This is a genomic window from Hymenobacter segetis (assembly GCF_054776495.1).
The window spans coordinates 330,891-347,407 of the sequence record NZ_BAAHBV010000003.1 but is presented as its reverse complement, the minus strand read 5'-3'; the positions used below and the strand labels follow the sequence as shown (position 1 = coordinate 347,407).

The following is a 16,517-nucleotide window of genomic DNA, read 5'->3' as shown; positions in this document are numbered from 1 at the left end:
TAAACCAATCGATTGAGTTACTACCACACGCGAGATGCTTCGTCTGCGCTCAGCATGACGTTCTTTTCACCCACCACTCACCGCAGCAACCCGCCTACCTGCTCCACCAGCACGGGCACGCTCAGGCCGCCCATCACCAGCACCACCACCCAGCCGGCGGCCAGCATCCAGCGGGGGTGGTGGTAGGTGCCCATCAGGCGGCGGCTGGTGGCGGCTACCAGCACAATGCCCAGCGCGATGGGCAGAATCAGCCCGTTGATGACCCCGGCGAAAATGAGCAGCTGCGTAGGCTTGCCGATGAAGACAAAAATGCTGGTTGATAAGATGATGAATATCGAAATGCAAGCCCGCTCATACCGCGCAAAAACCGGGTGGAAGGTCTTGAAAAACGACACCGACGTGTAGGCCGCGCCCACCACCGACGAAATGGCCGCGCTCCACAAAATTACCCCGAACACCCGAAAGCCCACCTCGCCCGCCGCCGAGCGGAACACGCCCGCAGCCGGGTTGTCTTTTTCCAGAATGGCCCCGTGGCTGAGCACGCCCACAATTGCCAGGAATAGCACAAACCGCATGATGGTGGAAATGACAATGCCGCTGACGGCGCTGCGCGTCACTTCCGACTGGCTGCCAAGTCCTTTAATCCCGGCATCAAGCAGCCGGTGCGCGCCCGAAAACGTGATGTAGCCGCCCACCGTGCCGCCCACGATGGTGACAATGGCGGCGGCGCTGATTTTGACGGGCAGCAGCGTGTGGTGCAGCGCCTGCAATAGGGGCGGGTGCGCGCTGAAGGCAATGCCCAGCGTGAGCAGAATCTTGACGGTGCCGAGAATCTTGGTAAACCCGTCCAGCATCTTCCCGATTTCGCGCACCCAAAACAGCAGCAGCGCCACCCCGCAGCTAATTATCGCGCCTTGCTCAAAGGACATTCCGGTGAGCACATTCAGCCCCAGCCCGCAGCCCGCAATGTTGCCGATATTGAAGGCGAAGCCGCCCAGAATAACCATGCCCGCTAGAAAATAACCCAGCCCCGGCAGCAGCCGGTTGGCCAAATCCTGGGCCCGCAACTCGCTCACCGTGAGGATGCGCCAGGTGTTGAGCTGCGCCCCGATATCGAGCACCACCGAAATCAGAATGACAAACCCGAAGCTGGTGAGCAGCTGCTGGGTGAACACCGTGGTCTGGGTGAGAAAGCCCGGGCCGATGGACGAATTTGCCATCAGAAAGGCCGCCCCCAGGCTGGCCCCGCCGAATGCGCGAAACTTCGGCTTCATCGGGCGCTTCTGGGGGCGGTGGCTTGCAGCTGCACGCCGGCGGCGCGCAATTCCTTGTTCAGGCGCTGGGCGAATTCGAGGGCGTGGGTGCCGTCGCCGTGCAGGCACACGGTATCGGCCCGAATGGCCACGTCGGTGCCCTGCTGGGTGCGCACGCCGCCGCCCTGCACCATGCGCAGCACCTGGGCAATGGCCGCGTCGGCACTGGTGATGAGGGCATCGGGCTGGCGGCGCGGGGTGAGGGTGCCGTTGGCCTGGTAAGTGCGGTCGGCGAAGACTTCGTGAGCAGTTTTTAGGCCGATTTTCTCGCCGGCCTTGGTGAGCTCGGAGCCGGCCAGGCCGTAGAGCACCATTTCGGGCTGCACCTTGTAAACGGCTTCGGCGATGGCCGTGGCGAGGGCGGCGTTGGTGGCGGCCATGTTGTAGAGCGCGCCGTGGGGCTTGAGGTGGTGGAGCTGGCCGCCCTCTGCCTTCGCTACGGCATGCAGCGCGCCCAACTGGTACACGGTCATATCAAACGCTTCCTCGGCCGAAATATCCATGTTGCGCCGGCCGAAGCCCACCAAATCGGGCAGGCCGGGGTGGGCTCCGAGGGCCACGTTATGCTTCAGGGCGGCGCGCACGGTTTGCTTCATCACGGCGGGGTCGCCGGCGTGGTAGCCGCAGGCAATGTTGGCCGAGGTGATGAAGGGCATGAGCGCGGCATCGTTGCCCAGCGTCCAGGCTCCGAAGCTTTCGCCCATGTCGCAGTTCAGGTCAACGGAGTGGGTTGGGGGCATATAGGGATTGATAGATTTGGCGTAAAAGAACATCACGAAAGTCCGTCATGCTGAGCGCAGCCGAAGCACCTCTACCGCTTCGTTGAGCCGATTGGGTTAGTATTGAGGTAGAGATGCTTCGGCTACGCTCAGCATGACGTTCCGGCTTTAGGAAGCTAAAGCCCTTCAGCTTCTAAAAACCGTGGCAATCCCGCGCCGCAGCCCGCGTACCCGCGCTTCCTGCGCAAGGTACAGCGCCTGCGCCTCGGCCAGCATCACTTCCTGAAACCGCAGCCGCTGGCCCGGCCGCACCTGCGCCAGCGCCGCAAAATCGGCTGAAATCACCTGCGCGATTCGCGGGTAGCCGCCGGTGGTCTGGTGGTCGGCCAGCAGCGCGATGGGTTGCCCGCCGGCCGGCACCTGCACCGTCCCGAACGTGACGGCGCTCGACAGCAGCTCCGTGGTTTCGAGTCGCTTAAGGCCCGGCCCTTGCAGGCGGCAGCCCATGCGGTCGGCCTCGGTGCTGATGGTGAATGGCTGGCACCAGAACGCCTGCTGGCTTTCGGCTGAAAACTGCGCGTATTCCGGCCCGCGCAAGGCGCGGATAACCGGCTCCGGCCGGGGCGCGGGGCAGAGGCCTGGGCCGGGCGTGAAACGGGCTTGAACCCAGTTTTTCTGGCTATTGAAAAGGGCGGCCCGAATTGCCGCGCTGGTAGCAGAAGGCTCGCCAATTGGCAGCTCATCACCGGCCCGCAAGGCCCGGCCATTCAGCCCGCCAAAGCCAGCCCGCAGATACGTGGAGCGGCTGCCCAGCACCAGCGGCACGGCCACGCCGCCCGCCACCGCCAGATACGCCCTGCACCCCGCCACCGCCGGTCCAAATGCCAGCTCCGCACCCGCCGCCACCCAAATGGCGCGGTTCCGGCCCATCGACTGACCGTTGAGGGTGGGGGAGAGGTGCGCCCCGGTGAGGGCGATGAGGTGGTCGGCTTCAAAGCGTATTCTCGGCCCGAGTAGGGTTATTTCGAGGCCGGCAACCGGTTCTTCATTTCCCACCAGCAGGTTGGCCACGCGCAGGGCCAGCGCATCAGCCGCGCCGCTCACGATGATGCCATCCTGCTGGTAGCCGAAACGGCCGAGGTCCTGCACGGTAGTCAGCAGACCGGGACGGAGGATGCGCAGGCTCATGGCTGAAGCTCTTGCTGCTGAATTTCCACAAACTCCGCCTCCAAAATGGCCACGAAGCGCAGTCGTTGGCCCGCCCGAAGCCGGCTGGGCGCAGCCCATTCCGGATTGAACAGCCGCAACGGCGTGCGCCCGATGAGCTGCCAGCCACCCGGTGTGGGCAGCGAGTAAATCCCCGTTTGCGGCCCCGCGATGCCCACCGTGCCGGCCGGCACCAGCGGGCGCGGTTCCGGCCGGCGCGGCGTGGCCAGCCGCTCATCCATTCCGCCGAGATATGGGAAGCCGGGCGCGAAGCCAATCATATGCACCAGGTAGTCCGGGGCAGTGTGCCGGGCGATGACTTCGGCCACCGAAAGCCCGGTGTGGGCAGCCACGAACTCCAAATCCGGCCCGAACGCGCCGCCGTAGCACACCGGGATTTCTACGATTTCGGTTTTGGTAGCGGCTTCGGATTCTTCGGCAGCGGCCAGTAGCTTTTTCAGTTGTTCCACTACTCGCGCATGCGGCGCGTATTGGCCGTTTTCGCTCACCAGCCACGGGTCGTAATACACGGTGAGCGTGGTGAAAGCGGGCACCACCTCGCGCAGGCCCACAAATGGCTGCCGGGCCAGCCGGCCACTAAAGCCCGCAATGGCCCGGTGCGTGGCCGGACTGATACCGCCGCCAAATTCCACCACCACGGCCGCATCGCCCAGCGGATAGAGGCGCACTGGCGGCATCTCGGACGGCGGCAGGGCGGTACTCACGAAGTGGCGGTTACTTTTGAAGCTCTCAGCACTGGCCTATTCCAATGACATTTCGCTTTCGTAAATATGGCAGGGCCGGGGCGGTTCTGCTGGCGCTGGGCGCGGTGGCCTGCCACCGTGCGCCCATGTTCAGTACGCCCGTGACGACTACCCTCCAGCCCACGCCGCCCGTTGAGCCCGACCCGCCCATAACGCCCGGGGTGTCTGAGGTGTTGGCCCAGGCGCGCCGGGCCACCATCAGTAGCGTAGCCTACAATCTCAGCTTCGCCATCCCGGCGCAAAAAGCCGAGCCGATTGAAGTCGTTGAGCAGGTTTCGTTTAACTTGAAGGACAACCGTCACCCGGTGCAGCTCGACTTCAAAGCGCCCACCGAGTACCTGCACCGACTCACCCTCAACGGCCAGCCGCTGGCCATCGACCATCACGACGAGCACCTCGTGCTGCCCGCCGCCGCCCTGCACCTGGGCCACAACGTAGTGAAAATTGGCCTGCGGGCCGGCGAGCTCTCGCTCAACCGCAACCCGGACTATCTCTACACCCTGCTGGTGCCCGACCGCGCCCGCACCGTCTTCCCGGTCTTTGACCAGCCCAATTTGAAGGCCACGTTCACACTGGCCCTCACGGTGCCCAGGCTGTGGCAGGCCGTGGCCAATGCGCCGCTGGTTGATTCCACTGAATCTACTCTCGATGGCAGAGTGCCAGGGTTTAAAACCTACACTTTCGCCACTTCCGACAGCATCAGCACCTACCTGTTTTCCTTTGCGGCGGGTAAATTCTCGCGCCTCGACCGGACCATGAATGGCCGGCCCATGAGCTTTCTGCACCGCGAAACCGACCCCGCCAAGCTGCGCCTCAGCCTCGGCCCCATTTTCCAGCTGCACGCCGATGCACTGGCCTTTATGGAGCAGTACACCGGCCTGCCGTACCCGTTTCAGAAGTTTGATTTTGTGGCGATTCCCGATTTTCAGTACGGCGGGATGGAGCACGTCGGGGCCATTGACTACAAGGCCTCGACGCTGTTTCTGGACGAGGGCGCGACCCAGGACCAGGTGCTGGCCCGCTCCAATCTTGTGTCGCACGAAACGGCGCATATGTGGTTCGGCGATTTGGTGACCATGCAGTGGTTCAACGACGTGTGGATGAAGGAGGTGTTTGCCAATTTCATGGCTGATAAAATCACGCAGGTGACCGTCAAAAACTCGAACTACGACCTCAAATTCGTCATCGACCACTACCCCGCCGCCTACGGCATCGACCGCACGGCCGGGGCCAACCCCATCCGGCAGCCGCTGGCCAATTTGCAGGACGCGGGCTCGCTCTACGGCAATATCATCTACCACAAAGCGCCCATCATGATGCGCCAGTTGGAGCGCCTGATGGGCCCCGAAGCCTTCCAGGCCGGCCTGCAGGAATACCTCAAAACCTACGCCCACGGCAACGCCACCTGGCCCGACCTCATCAAAATCCTCGACGCCCGCACCCCTGCCGACCTGCAGGCCTGGAACCAGGTGTGGGTGAACCAGCCCGGCCGCCCCGTCTTCACTTACCGCATCAGCGGCGGCCACGACCAGCGCTACGGCCTCTACATGACGCAAACCGCTGAGGATGGCTCCGACCGGCTCTGGCCGCAGGAGTTTGAGGTGCTGATTGAGTCGGCCAGCGGCGAGCAGCAGCAATTGAGCGTGAAGATGGATGGCAAGGAAAAGGGAATCCGAATTCCTTTTCTGCCGAAGCGCATCGTGTTCAATTCCACGGGGCTGGGCTACGGCGTGTTTCCGGCCGCGCCGGAACTGCTCACCACCGTGCCCCGGCTGGCAAACCCGGTGGCCCGCGCCGCCAGCTACGTCAACCTATATGAGAACATGCTCATCGGGCCGGAAATCACGCCGCTGAAACTGCTCACTGCCTACCGCCAGGCCCTCACCCTGGAGCCCGAGGAGTTGAACCTGAAGTTGCTCACGGGCCAGGCCAGCGCCATCTTCTGGCAGTTTCTCACGCCCGCCCAGCGGCTGGCCGTGGGGCCGGGACTGGAGAAGGACCTGTGGGCGGCCTTGCAGAAAAACCCCTCGCCCAACTCCCAGAAGCAGCTTTTCAAAACCTACCAATCCATCGCCCTCACGCAGCCGGCCCAAACCCGCCTCTATCAAATTTGGCAAACCCAAAAGGCCCCCGCCAAGGTCAAGCTGACCGAGGACGACTACACCGCCCTGGCCCTGGCGCTGGCCGTGCGCGACTACGCGGCCCCCGAGCCCATCCTGCCCGCCCAGCTTGCCCGCATCACCAACGCCGACCGCCGCCAGCGCCTGCAATTCCTCATGCCCGCGCTATCGCCGGACGAGGCTACCCGCGATGCCTTCTTTGCCAGCCTGAAAGACAAAACTGGCCGCGCCAAAGAAGCCTGGGTTACGGCCGCGTTGGGCTACCTGCACCACCCGCTGCGCCAGGCCACGTCGGAGAAATACCTGCCCGCCAGCCTCGATTTGTTGCAGGAAATCCAGCTCACTGGCGATATTTTCTTCCCGTATTCCTGGCTCCAGGCCACGTTGGGCAGCTACCAGACGGCCACGGCCGCAGCCACCGTGCGCAGCTTCCTGGCCGCCCACCCCGACTACAACCCCCAGCTCCGCGCTAAGCTTTTGCAGGCGAGCGATGACCTGTTTCGGGCCGAGAAGCTGGTGCAGTCGGGCCCCGCCAAGCCGTTCTAAATCCGCTGTCCTTCTACTTCGTGCGAAGCCATGTCGAACGCCTATCAGCAGCTCACGATTGTCGAAATCCGGCAGCACGGCCCCACGGCCCGCACGCTGGTATTGCAGCCGCAGCCCGGCGAAACCCTCCCGTATCAGCCCGGCCAATACCTGACATTGGTGCGCGAGGTGTACGGGGCCGAAGTCCGGCGCTCGTACTCCTTCAGTTCGGCTCCGGCACTGGATGAGTTGCCCGCCATCACCATCCGCCGCGTGGATAACGGCCTGTTTTCGCGCTGGCTGGTCGATGAGGTGCGGGTGGGCGATGTGCTGCGCACCAGCGGCGTGGGCGGGTTTTTCACCCTGCCGCCTGATGTGAGCGCCTACCAGCAACTCGTATTCGTGGCCGCTGGCAGCGGCATCACGCCACTTTTTTCATTGCTAAAAACGGTGCTGGCGCAGCAGCCGTACTTGGCCGTGTTGCTGCTCTACAGCAACCGCACGGCCGCCGATGCCCTGTTTCTGGACGAACTGCGCGCGCTGGCCCGGGCTTTCCCGGCGCGGTTGCAACTGGAGCTGTTTTTCAGCAACGACCCCATCCTCTACCGCGCCCACCTGCACAAGGAACTGCTCCAAGCCCTCGTGACGCAGCTCGTGCCGGGCTTCCCAGCAGGCACTCTGGCCTACCTCTGCGGCCCCATCAATTTCATGCGCATGGCCACCTACGGCCTGCACGAAGCCGGTCTGCCGCTCAGCCTCATGCGGCGCGAGCTGTTCTTCACCAGCGCCGTGGCCCCCGCCCACGCCGAGCCGCCCGATACCGCGCCACACGAGGTAACGCTGCTCATGCGCGGCCAGCCGCACCGGCTGCGGGTGCAGTTTCCCGTCACCATTCTGCAAGCCGCCCGGCGGCACGGCCTGCGCCTGCCCTACAGCTGCGAGGTGGGCCAGTGCGGTAACTGCGCCGTGCGCTGCACCCAGGGCCAGGTCTGGATGAGCAACAACGAAGTCCTCACCGACCGCGAGCTGGCCCGCGGGCTGGTGCTCACCTGCACCGGCTACCCCGTGGGCGGCGACGTGCAGCTGGATTTCGACCAAAAAGCGGGGTAGAGACGCAATTATGCGTCTCTACAGCGGCTTCTCCAATACCAGCAGCACCAGCGGCTGCTTCGGAATGCCGAAGCGCGGGTCGGTGGGGAAGGGTTCGGTGGCCCCGGTGAGATGATAGCCGCGCCGCTCGTAGTAGGCAATCAGCTCGGTGCGAACGGAAATCACCGTCATTTTGCTGGTGGTGCAGCCGTACCGGCGGCCGTAGTCTTCGGCCGCGTTCAGTAGGAACTTGCCCACGCCCTGAGCCTGGCCGGTGGGGTTCACGGCCAGCATGGAAAGGTAGAGTAATTCGCCTTTGGCCTGCGCGTGAAAGCTGCCCAGCAGTTCACCGCTTTCGTTCTGACAGAGCAGGATGGCTGCGCCGGGCCGGGCCAGCATCTCCAGCATTCCTTCTTCATCAATGCGCTGGCCGTCGAGCAGGTCGGCTTCGGTGGTCCAGCCCTGGCGGGCGGTGTCGCCCCGGTAGGCGGCATTCACGAACTGGGTGAGGCGGGGGGCATCAGCGGGAGTGGCAAGGGCCAGAGCAAACGGGCTTTTCATTCCCCAAAATTACGGGCGGCAGAAAACAGATGCGCTTTAGCGCCTTGAAATATCCTTTGTTTTTAGTTAATATTAAAATATATAATAGTAAAATAATTAAATTTTAACCTGCCTACATTGCGCGTAGAATCTGAAAATAATTATTGTGTTTTTCTGTGAATAAGTAAGTGATAAATAGTGAAAGCAGGACTGGCTGGTATTGCTAATAATCTGGGCTGTTGAGGCCACTGTTGATGGATTATAGGCAATTTAAAAGATAAAAATTGCAAATAATGTCAAATAATAAAGTTGTACTTACCATGTTCAGATATTTTATTATTTGCACTATAAATGAATGTAATTGTAGTTTTGTCGACTACTTATAGCAATAGTCTTAAAATTCTATAGAATAAAACTACAAATTACCTTCTGTAGGGTTTTCGGCACTTGTTCAATTTTCTTTTTGCTTCATTTTCCCACCTGTTCACTTTTTGTATGAAAAACACCCGTACTCATTTTTTCACTGCTTCAGCAACAAAAGCCGGCTTGCCGTCGCTGAATGCGGCTTGGCGCTTGCTGCTGCTTTGTTGCCTCCTGGGGTTTGGCCTGGCGCCCACCGCGCAGGCTACCCACTTCCGCTACGGCGACATGTCGTGGCGGGTAGTGCAGTCCGATGCTACGGGCCACACCATCGAGTTCAAGGTGAGCGCCGGCTGGGCCCTGACGACTACCAGCGCGATAAGCATCAACTTCGGTGACGGCACTACCGCGGGCACGGTGCCCATCACGTACACCAACATCAACGGGGTTTACCAATACGGTACGGGCACGCTGGTGCACCGCTACGTCAACACCGGCAGCTTCAAGGCCGTGTATTCAGGCGGCAACAAAATCAGCTCGCTGCAAAACAATGCCAACGGCCTCTGGTACGTGAGCTCGGTGGTGAACGTGGGCGGGGGCAACAGTTCGCCCGTGGCCACCGTGCCGGCTGTGGTGAATGTGCCGTTGGGCTTGGCCACCGCCAAGTTCATTGTGCCCGCCGCCGACCCCGACGGCCGCCCGCTCTCGTTCCGCCTGGCTTCGGGCTCCGGCGACTGGTCGGGCACGCAGCCGGCCGGTATCAGCATCAATTCCCAATCCGGCGAGGTGACGTTCAACACCGTGGGCAAAACCGCCGGCCAGCTGTACAACACGGCCGTCGTAATCTCCAACGGCCGCACCGAGGTGCTGGTTGATTTCATCATGCAAGTGGTGGCGGCATCGAACCCGCCCCAGTTCGACTACGCCGTAACGCCGGCCAACCAGCGCGTATTCAACGTGTCGCCCGGCCAGCCGGTGAGCTTCACCGTGAAAGCCACCAGCATAGATGCGGGCAGCAGTGTGCGCCTGAGCGCGGTGGGCGTGCCCTCGAACGCGGTAGTCAGCCCGGCGTTCGGCGTGTTTGCCAACCCGGTGCAGCACACCTTTTCCTGGACGCCCACGGCCAGCCAGTTCGGTACTTTCGTGGTCAACTTCACGGCCGAAAATAACGTGGGTGCACAAACGGCCACTTCCGTTTCCATTATCGTGAGCCTGAAGCCGCGTTTCGACGTGCCGCCTACCCCGGCCGCCGGTACCGACCTGGTGCTGACACCGGGCGTGTCGTTTTCGCACCCCGTGCAGGCCTCCGTGGCCGACCCCAGCGACCAGGCTACCATCATTTCGGTGCAGGAGAAGCTGAGCAATGGCACCCTGGTGGCCCTGCCCGCCGGTGCCGCCCTCGGCCAACAGCCCAGCACGGCCGGCAACCCCACCAGCACCACTTTCTCCTGGACACCCGCCCCCAGCAACTGGGGTGAGCACACGTTCGTGTTCACGGCCAGCGAAACCCACAACGAGCAGATAACTCACGAGCTGAACTACGTGGTGAACAACTTGCCCGTATTCACTTCCGCCCCCGTAACGCGCGCCGATGTGGGCCAGCTCTACACCTATACCATTAGCACGAGCGATGCCGATTTGGCCTACGGCGACGCGGTGGACATCAGCGAAACCTTGCAGCTGCCTTCGTGGCTGACGCTGACCGCCAACCCCGCCACGGGAACGGCGGTGCTGTCGGGCACCCCGCCGGCTTCGGCCGCCGGTACGCTCGTGGTGCGCCTGCAAGCCGAAGATGCCTTCCATCACTCCTATGCCTCGGTGCCCGAGCAGACGTTCACCATCACCATCAACAACTGCACGGTGCAGGCTGTGGCGCAGGACGTGAGCGCGGTGCTTGATGCCAACGGCCAGGCAACCGTGAGCGAGAGCCAGGTCAACAACGGCTCGACGGCTTCGTGCGGCATCGCCGCGATGACGGTTTCGCCCGCCACCTTCACCTGCGCCAACGTGGGGCCCAACCCGGTAACCCTGACCGTGACCGATGCCAACGGCAACGTGAGTACGGCTACCGCTGTAGTAACCGTGCAGGACAACGAGCTGCCCACCATTACTGCTCCCGTAGCCGTGACGGTGAGCACCGATGCCGGCCAGTGCTCGGCTACCAACGTGGCCCTGGGTACGCCAGCAACTGCCGACAACTGCTCTAACCTGACTACTACCAACGATGCTCCCACCGCCTTCGCCAAAGGCGTGACCACGGTGACCTGGACGGTGACTGATGCCAGCGGCAACAAGGCCACCGCCACCCAGACCGTAACGGTGAACGACACCGAAGCGCCCACGATTTCGACCCCCGTCAGTCTGATTGTTTCGACCGATGCCGGCCAGTGCTCGGCTACCGGCCTGACGCTGGGCACCCCCACCGCCGGCGACAACTGCACCGGCGTAGTAGTAAGGAACGACGCGCCCGCCACCTTCCCGAAAGGCACTACTACCGTGACCTGGACTGCCACCGATGCCGCCGGCCTTATTGCCACCGCTACGCAGACCGTGACGGTGAACGATACCGAAGCCCCCACGATTTCGGCCCCTGCCACGGTATCGCAGTCGGCTGACCGGGGCCAGTGCACGGCCAGCAGCGTAGCCCTGGGCAACGCAGTGGCCGGCGACAACTGCACCGGCGTGACCGTGACCAACAACGCGCCCGCTACCTTCCCGAAAGGCACCACCACGGTAACCTGGACGGCCACCGACGCGGCCGGCCTCACCGCCACCGCCACGCAGACGGTGACGATTCTAGACGTGGAAAACCCCACCATCTCGGCCCCCGCTGCTGTGTCGGTTTCGACCAACCCCGGCCAGTGCAGCGCCACGGGCGTAGCCCTAGGCAACGCTATTGCGGCTGATAACTGCTCCGCTGTAACCGTGACCAACAACGCCCCAACGACCTTCGCCAAAGGCGCAACTACCGTGACCTGGACCGCCACCGATGCCAGCGGCAACGTGGCCACCGCCACCCAGACCGTGACCGTGAACGACACCGAAGCCCCCGTGCTGACCGTGCCCGCCGCCATTGTGCGCAGCGCCCCGGCCTCGCAGTGCGGCGCGGTGGTCACCTTTGCCACCACGGCTGCCGATAACTGCGCCGGTGCCACGGTGGTAGCCAGCCCGGCCTCGGGCAGCACCTTTGCCGTGGGCACTACCACCGTGCGCCTGACCGCCACCGATGCCAGCGGCAACACCAGCACCGACAGCTTCAGCGTGACGGTGAACGACGCGACGGCCCCGACCGTGGCCGTGCGCAACGTGACCGTGACACTGGTGAACGGTGCCGCTTCAGTAACCGCCGCCGACGTGAACAATGGCAGCACCGATGCCTGTGGCATCGCCACACTGGTGCTAAACAAAGCCAGCTTCAGCTGCGCCAACCTGGGCAACAACCCCGTGACCCTGACCGTGACCGACATCCACGGCAACGTGGCCAGCGCCCCGGCCGTGGTAACGGTGGTGGGCAGCATTCCGGCTCCGGCCATTGCCGTGGCCCCGGCCAGCAATGTGTACACCGGCGGCGTAGCCACCAACCTCTACCTCGGCTACGGCTCGCAGAGTGCTACCCTCACCGCCACCGGCGGCGTGAGCTACGCCTGGAGCCCGGCCGCCGGCCTGAGCAGCACCAAATTGGCCAACCCCGTGTTCACGGCCACTACGGCCGGTACCTTCACCTACACCGTGACGGCCACCAACCAGTACGGCTGCACGGCCACGGCCACCGTCACGCTCCGCGTAGTGGATGCCCGTTGCGATAAGGATAAAGTAGTGGTGTGCCACAACGGCCACGAAATCTGCATCTCGCCCAATGCCGTGCCCGCCCACCTCACCGGCCACGCCGGCGACCAGCTGGGGGCCTGCACCACGGCGGCTCGTGGCACGGCTCCGGCCGTGGCCGCTACCAGCGGTAGCATCAACGAGCTGTCGGCCTACCCCAACCCGGCTAATGACCAGGCCACGGTATCGTTCCGCACCCCGCTCGATGGCAAAGCCAGCGTAGTCGTGTACGATGGCATGGGCCGGCGCGTCGCCAGCCTCTACGACGGGGCCGTGAACGGCGGGCAACTCTACTCGCTCACCCTCAACAGCCAGAATCTGGCCGCCGGCCTCTACCAGTGCCAGCTGGTGGTGAATGGCAAAGCCGAAATGCTGCGCCTGCTCATCGCCCGCTAAGCCCGGGTAGTAGGTTTTGAAAAGTCCCCGTCGGCATTGCCAGCGGGGACTTTTTTTGTGTCCGATGAGTAGTAGTCAGGCAGAAAACAGAACGTCATGCTGAGCGCAGTCGAAGCATCTCTACCGCGCAACTAATCCAATCGAAAGGGGTTACTGCTGCGGTAGAGATGCTTCGACTGCGCTCAGCATGACGTTCTTTTAACCCACCAACCCACCTCACCGCCGCAGGTACCCGCCCAAGTCCGATACGCTCCCAATACCCAACTCCCGCGCCTGCCGCCCGCGCATCAGCAGCGCGTAGGTGTTGTTGAAGCCCAGCGGGGCCAGCCATTCCAGCCCGAAGCGCCGCCGAAACTCGGCCCGCACGTAGCCCAGCACCGCCGCCGGCCGCCCGCCCAGCGAATCGACCACCGCCGGCCGGGGCTGGAGCAGCACCAGCAGCCCCGTGCCGGTGTACTCGGGGTACATATCAATGGCTCCACTTTTCAAGGCCTCGAAGCAGATGGTAGTGCCGCCCAGCCCGGTTTTGGTTTCCACCGCCAGGTCGGTATTGCCCCGAATGAGGGCCGCGTACAGCTCGGCCAGAATGTATTGCTCGGCGAAAATCTTTGAGCCCAGCCGCACCACCGGCGCGCCCGCCACGGCCGCCCGCGCCGCCCGCCACAGCCCGCGCCGCCGCAAAAAGGCCTCGGCAATGGCTTTCGGGTCTTGATGTAAATAATCGGCCCGGTAGTTCAAATCGGTCATCACCGAGTCGGAAATCTGCCCATCCAGCTTCGCCAAAATTGCCCCCAGCTCCGGGTGCTGGCGCAGCAGTTCTGGCCGCACCACGGGCACCGCGTAGTAGGGCGGAAACACCCGGCGGTCGTCGCGCAGCACGCGCAGGCCGTAGGCCCGGATGCGGCCGTCGGTGCTGTAGCCGTCGATTACGTCCACGTCGGCGTGGCGGGCGGCCTCGTACACCAGCGCAGGGGCCAGCACCACGCTCGGCAGCCGCACTAGGCCGTAGGTCTGGGTGAGGCCCGGCAGCCCATCGGCCCGCCCCACAAACTCGGGGCTGAACCCGGCCCGCAGCCGGCCCTTGGCCTGGGGCAGCAAATACAACCCGCCCAGCAGCGGCAGCGCCACCAGCAGTGCCGCGCCCACCCGGCCCAGGCGCTTGGTGCTCAGCTTTTGCACCCCGCCCAGCAGCGCATCAAACGCCAGCGCCAGCCCGGCGGCGGGCAGCGCCCCGGCCAGTATCATCACCGGATTATTGAGCGCGATGCCGCCGAAAATGAACTCGCCCAGCCCGCCCGCCGCCACGTAGGCCGCCAGCGTAGCCACCCCCACGTTTATCACCGTAGCCGTGCGGATGCCGGCCATGAGCACCGGCAGCGCCAGCGGAAATTCTACCTGCCGCAGCACCTGTCCATCGGTCAGGCCCAGGCCCCGGGCGGCCTCCACCACCGCCGGCGGCACCCCCCGGATGCCCTCAAACGTGTTGCGAATGATGGGCAGCAGCGAATACAGGAACAGCGCGAAAATGGCCGGCTTCGGCCCAATGCCCAGCAGCGGAATCAGAAACCCCAACAGGGCAATGCTCGGCACCGTCTGAAGCACGCCGGCCAGGCCCAGCACCGCCGGAGCCCAGCGCGGCCGGCGCGACAAAAACAGCCCCAGTGGCACGCCCAGCAGCACCCCAAGCAGCAGCGAGCCAGCCGTGAGGCCGATGTGCTGCACCGTTTGCTCGCCCAGCTTGCCCGCCTGCTCGCGCCAGAAAGTGAACAGGGCCGTTAGCGTTTCCATGCGTCCTCCTCCCGTTGCAGCGCCTCGCCGAAGGCTGCCATTAATTGTGCTACCGTAAAAGATGCGGTCGCCGGCGTGGTACTAGTCAGCGCCTCCAAAGCATCGTGCACGGTAGTCGTATCGGTTAACACGGTAGTATCGGTTAACACGGTAGTCGTATCGGTTAAATCGAGGGTCGACCCCCCGATTTCGACCCTCTTTGGCTCGATTTCGAGGGTCGAACCCCCGATTTCGACTCTTTTTGGCTCGATTGCGCGGGTCGAAGGGTCGATATCGACCTTCATTAGCTCGATATCGACTCTTTTTGGCTCGATTGCGGAGGTCAGACCCTCGAAATCGACTCTTTGATGGTCGATTAGGGAGGGAAAAGCCTGCGCATCCGGCCAAACATCACCCAGCGTCAGCGTGCGCAGCTGCAACGCCAGCCGCTCGGCCGCGAAAAAGTCCCGCACAAAGCCATTGGCCGGCCGAAACAGCAGCTCACGCGGTGTGCCCAGCTGCTGAATCCGGCCGCCGTCGAGCAGCATAATCCGGTCGGCCAACTCGAAGGCTTCCGTCACATCGTGCGTCACCAGCACCACGGTCTTGTTTTTCAATTCCTCCAGCTCCCGAAACTCGCGCCGGATGCTGGCCCGCGTCACCGGGTCGAGGGCCCCGAAGGGCTCATCGAGCAGCACAATGGGCGGGTCGGCGGCCAGGGCGCGGGCCAGCCCCACCCGCTGCTGCTGCCCGCCCGAAAGCTGGTGCGGCAGCTGCCCGGCATAGCGCCCCGGCGGCAAATGCAGCCGCGTGAGCAGCGCCTCGGTGCGCGCCGCAATGGCGGCCGGGGCGTGGCCCAGCAGGCGCGGCACCACCGCAATATTCTCGGCCACGGTGTAGTGCGGCAGCAAGCCCACCTGCTGAATGACGTAGCCCATACCGCGCCGCAACTCCTCGGGGCGCTGGGTCAGCACGTTTGCGCCGTTGATTTCCACGGTGCCGCCGTCCGGCTCAATCAGGCGGTTGAGTAGCTTGAGGAGCGTGGTTTTGCCGCAGCCGCTGGGGCCCAGCAGCACCAGCGTCTCGCCGGCTGCCACTTCAAACGACACATCATTGACCACGGTGTGCGCGCCAAACGACTTGCGCAGGCCAGTGGCGCGGATAACGGGCATGGAGATTGAACTTTTGATTGTCATCCTGAGCGCAGCGAAGGACCTTATCACGGTCGCACTTTTGCCGCAGGTAGTCGATGTGAGCGTGGCAAGGTCCTTCGCTGCGCTCAGGATGACAGATTTTTCAACTCTTAACCCCTAACTCTCCGCACTGTTACCAAAGCCGGATATCGGTCATGCCCGTCGGGATGGGGGCCAGCTCGCTAAAGCCCAGCACGCACCAGTCGGGCTGCACGCCAAACAGGCCACCCTGCAGCACATAGCTCACCCAGCGCGTAATGGTGCGCCCGGTGTACTGCTCGGTATCGGGGTCAAATTCTCGCAGCATCAGCAAGTCGCCCACCTGGAAGTTTTCTTCGTTTCGGCGCACGTCGAAGGGCTTATTGCCCGCTTTCACGGCCGCGAAGCACTCGGGCCAGGTCTTGAGGTCGTGGGTTTGCCGATGCGTGGGGTCAGTGATTTGAAACTGGGGGGCAATGGCATCGGAATAGGAAGTCAGGGAAGTAGTCATGGCGATAATTATTTAGCAAAGGAGCCGGCCAACTGGCCAACCGGGCGGGCAGTAGCAGCCTGTAAAGGCGTTGCGCTGCGGCCGGGGCTCACCCGAATAATGCCGGGCTTATATCTCAAGATAGTTAATAAAACAGGGACAAGGGCTACTAACGCGAAGCCTTTCAGTATAGTTCGTCCTGATTATTTCAATGCCCTGGCTCGTTTGGCC

Annotated in this window: 11 protein-coding genes; 3 read left to right on the top strand and 8 right to left on the bottom strand. The window is 63.3% G+C overall.

Annotation, left to right across the window (positions count from 1 at the left end):
• Nucleotides 1–77: 77 nt before the first annotated feature.
• The 4 genes from ACYU70_RS18405 to pxpB form a co-directional block, all read right to left on the bottom strand.
• Complete coding sequence (locus ACYU70_RS18405; RefSeq protein ID WP_342300491.1) at nt 78–1,274, bottom strand: NRAMP family divalent metal transporter; 1,197 nt, start codon at nt 1,272–1,274, stop codon at nt 78–80.
• Nucleotides 1,271–2,053: a LamB/YcsF family protein gene (locus ACYU70_RS18400; RefSeq protein ID WP_342300489.1), complete on the bottom strand. Its 783-nt coding sequence runs from the start codon at nt 2,051–2,053 to the stop codon at nt 1,271–1,273. The genes ACYU70_RS18405 and ACYU70_RS18400 overlap by 4 nt, the downstream gene beginning before the upstream one ends.
• A gap of 165 nt (nt 2,054–2,218) precedes the next feature.
• Entirely contained in the window at nt 2,219–3,220 is a 1,002-nt protein-coding gene (locus ACYU70_RS18395) for a 5-oxoprolinase subunit C family protein (RefSeq protein ID WP_342300487.1), read from the bottom strand.
• Entirely contained in the window at nt 3,217–3,963 is a 747-nt protein-coding gene (pxpB, locus tag ACYU70_RS18390; RefSeq protein ID WP_342300485.1) for a 5-oxoprolinase subunit PxpB, read from the bottom strand. Before pxpB ends, ACYU70_RS18395 begins: the two co-directional genes overlap by 4 nt.
• Nucleotides 3,964–4,007: 44 nt before the next feature.
• On the opposite strand from pxpB, the gene ACYU70_RS18385 reads away from it, so the two are divergent.
• Both ACYU70_RS18385 and ACYU70_RS18380 read left to right on the top strand, forming a co-directional pair.
• A complete protein-coding gene (locus tag ACYU70_RS18385) occupies nt 4,008–6,668 on the top strand; it encodes a M1 family metallopeptidase (protein WP_342300484.1) in 2,661 nt (886 codons plus the stop codon).
• A gap of 30 nt (nt 6,669–6,698) precedes the next feature.
• Complete coding sequence (locus tag ACYU70_RS18380) at nt 6,699–7,757, top strand: ferredoxin--NADP reductase (protein WP_342300482.1); 1,059 nt, start codon at nt 6,699–6,701, stop codon at nt 7,755–7,757.
• Between the two features lie 18 nt (nt 7,758–7,775).
• Here the strand turns inward: ACYU70_RS18380 and ACYU70_RS18375 are convergent, their stop codons facing one another.
• Nucleotides 7,776–8,297, bottom strand: a complete 522-nt coding sequence (locus ACYU70_RS18375; RefSeq protein ID WP_342300481.1) for a GNAT family N-acetyltransferase — start codon at nt 8,295–8,297, stop codon at nt 7,776–7,778.
• 474 nt (nt 8,298–8,771) lie between these two features.
• Here ACYU70_RS18375 and ACYU70_RS18370 point away from each other — a divergent pair, with 474 nt between their 5' ends.
• Nucleotides 8,772–12,857 carry an HYR domain-containing protein gene (locus tag ACYU70_RS18370; protein ID WP_342300478.1) on the top strand — a complete coding sequence of 1,362 codons (4,086 nt, stop codon included), beginning with the start codon at nt 8,772–8,774 and terminating at the stop codon, nt 12,855–12,857.
• Nucleotides 12,858–13,073: 216 nt separating this feature from the next.
• On the opposite strand, the gene ACYU70_RS18365 is transcribed toward ACYU70_RS18370, so the two are convergent.
• From ACYU70_RS18365 to ACYU70_RS18355, 3 genes are all read right to left on the bottom strand, one after another.
• On the bottom strand, nt 13,074–14,645 hold the full coding sequence (locus tag ACYU70_RS18365) for an ABC transporter permease/substrate-binding protein (RefSeq protein ID WP_342300477.1): 1,572 nt from the start codon (nt 14,643–14,645) through the stop codon (nt 13,074–13,076).
• Nucleotides 14,633–15,796 carry an ABC transporter ATP-binding protein gene (locus ACYU70_RS18360; protein WP_342300475.1) on the bottom strand — a complete coding sequence of 388 codons (1,164 nt, stop codon included), beginning with the start codon at nt 15,794–15,796 and terminating at the stop codon, nt 14,633–14,635. The genes ACYU70_RS18365 and ACYU70_RS18360 overlap by 13 nt, the downstream gene beginning before the upstream one ends.
• A 154-nt stretch (nt 15,797–15,950) precedes the next feature.
• On the bottom strand, nt 15,951–16,307 hold the full coding sequence (locus tag ACYU70_RS18355; RefSeq protein ID WP_342300474.1) for an ASCH/PUA domain-containing protein: 357 nt from the start codon (nt 16,305–16,307) through the stop codon (nt 15,951–15,953).
• Nucleotides 16,308–16,517 lie beyond the last annotated feature (210 nt).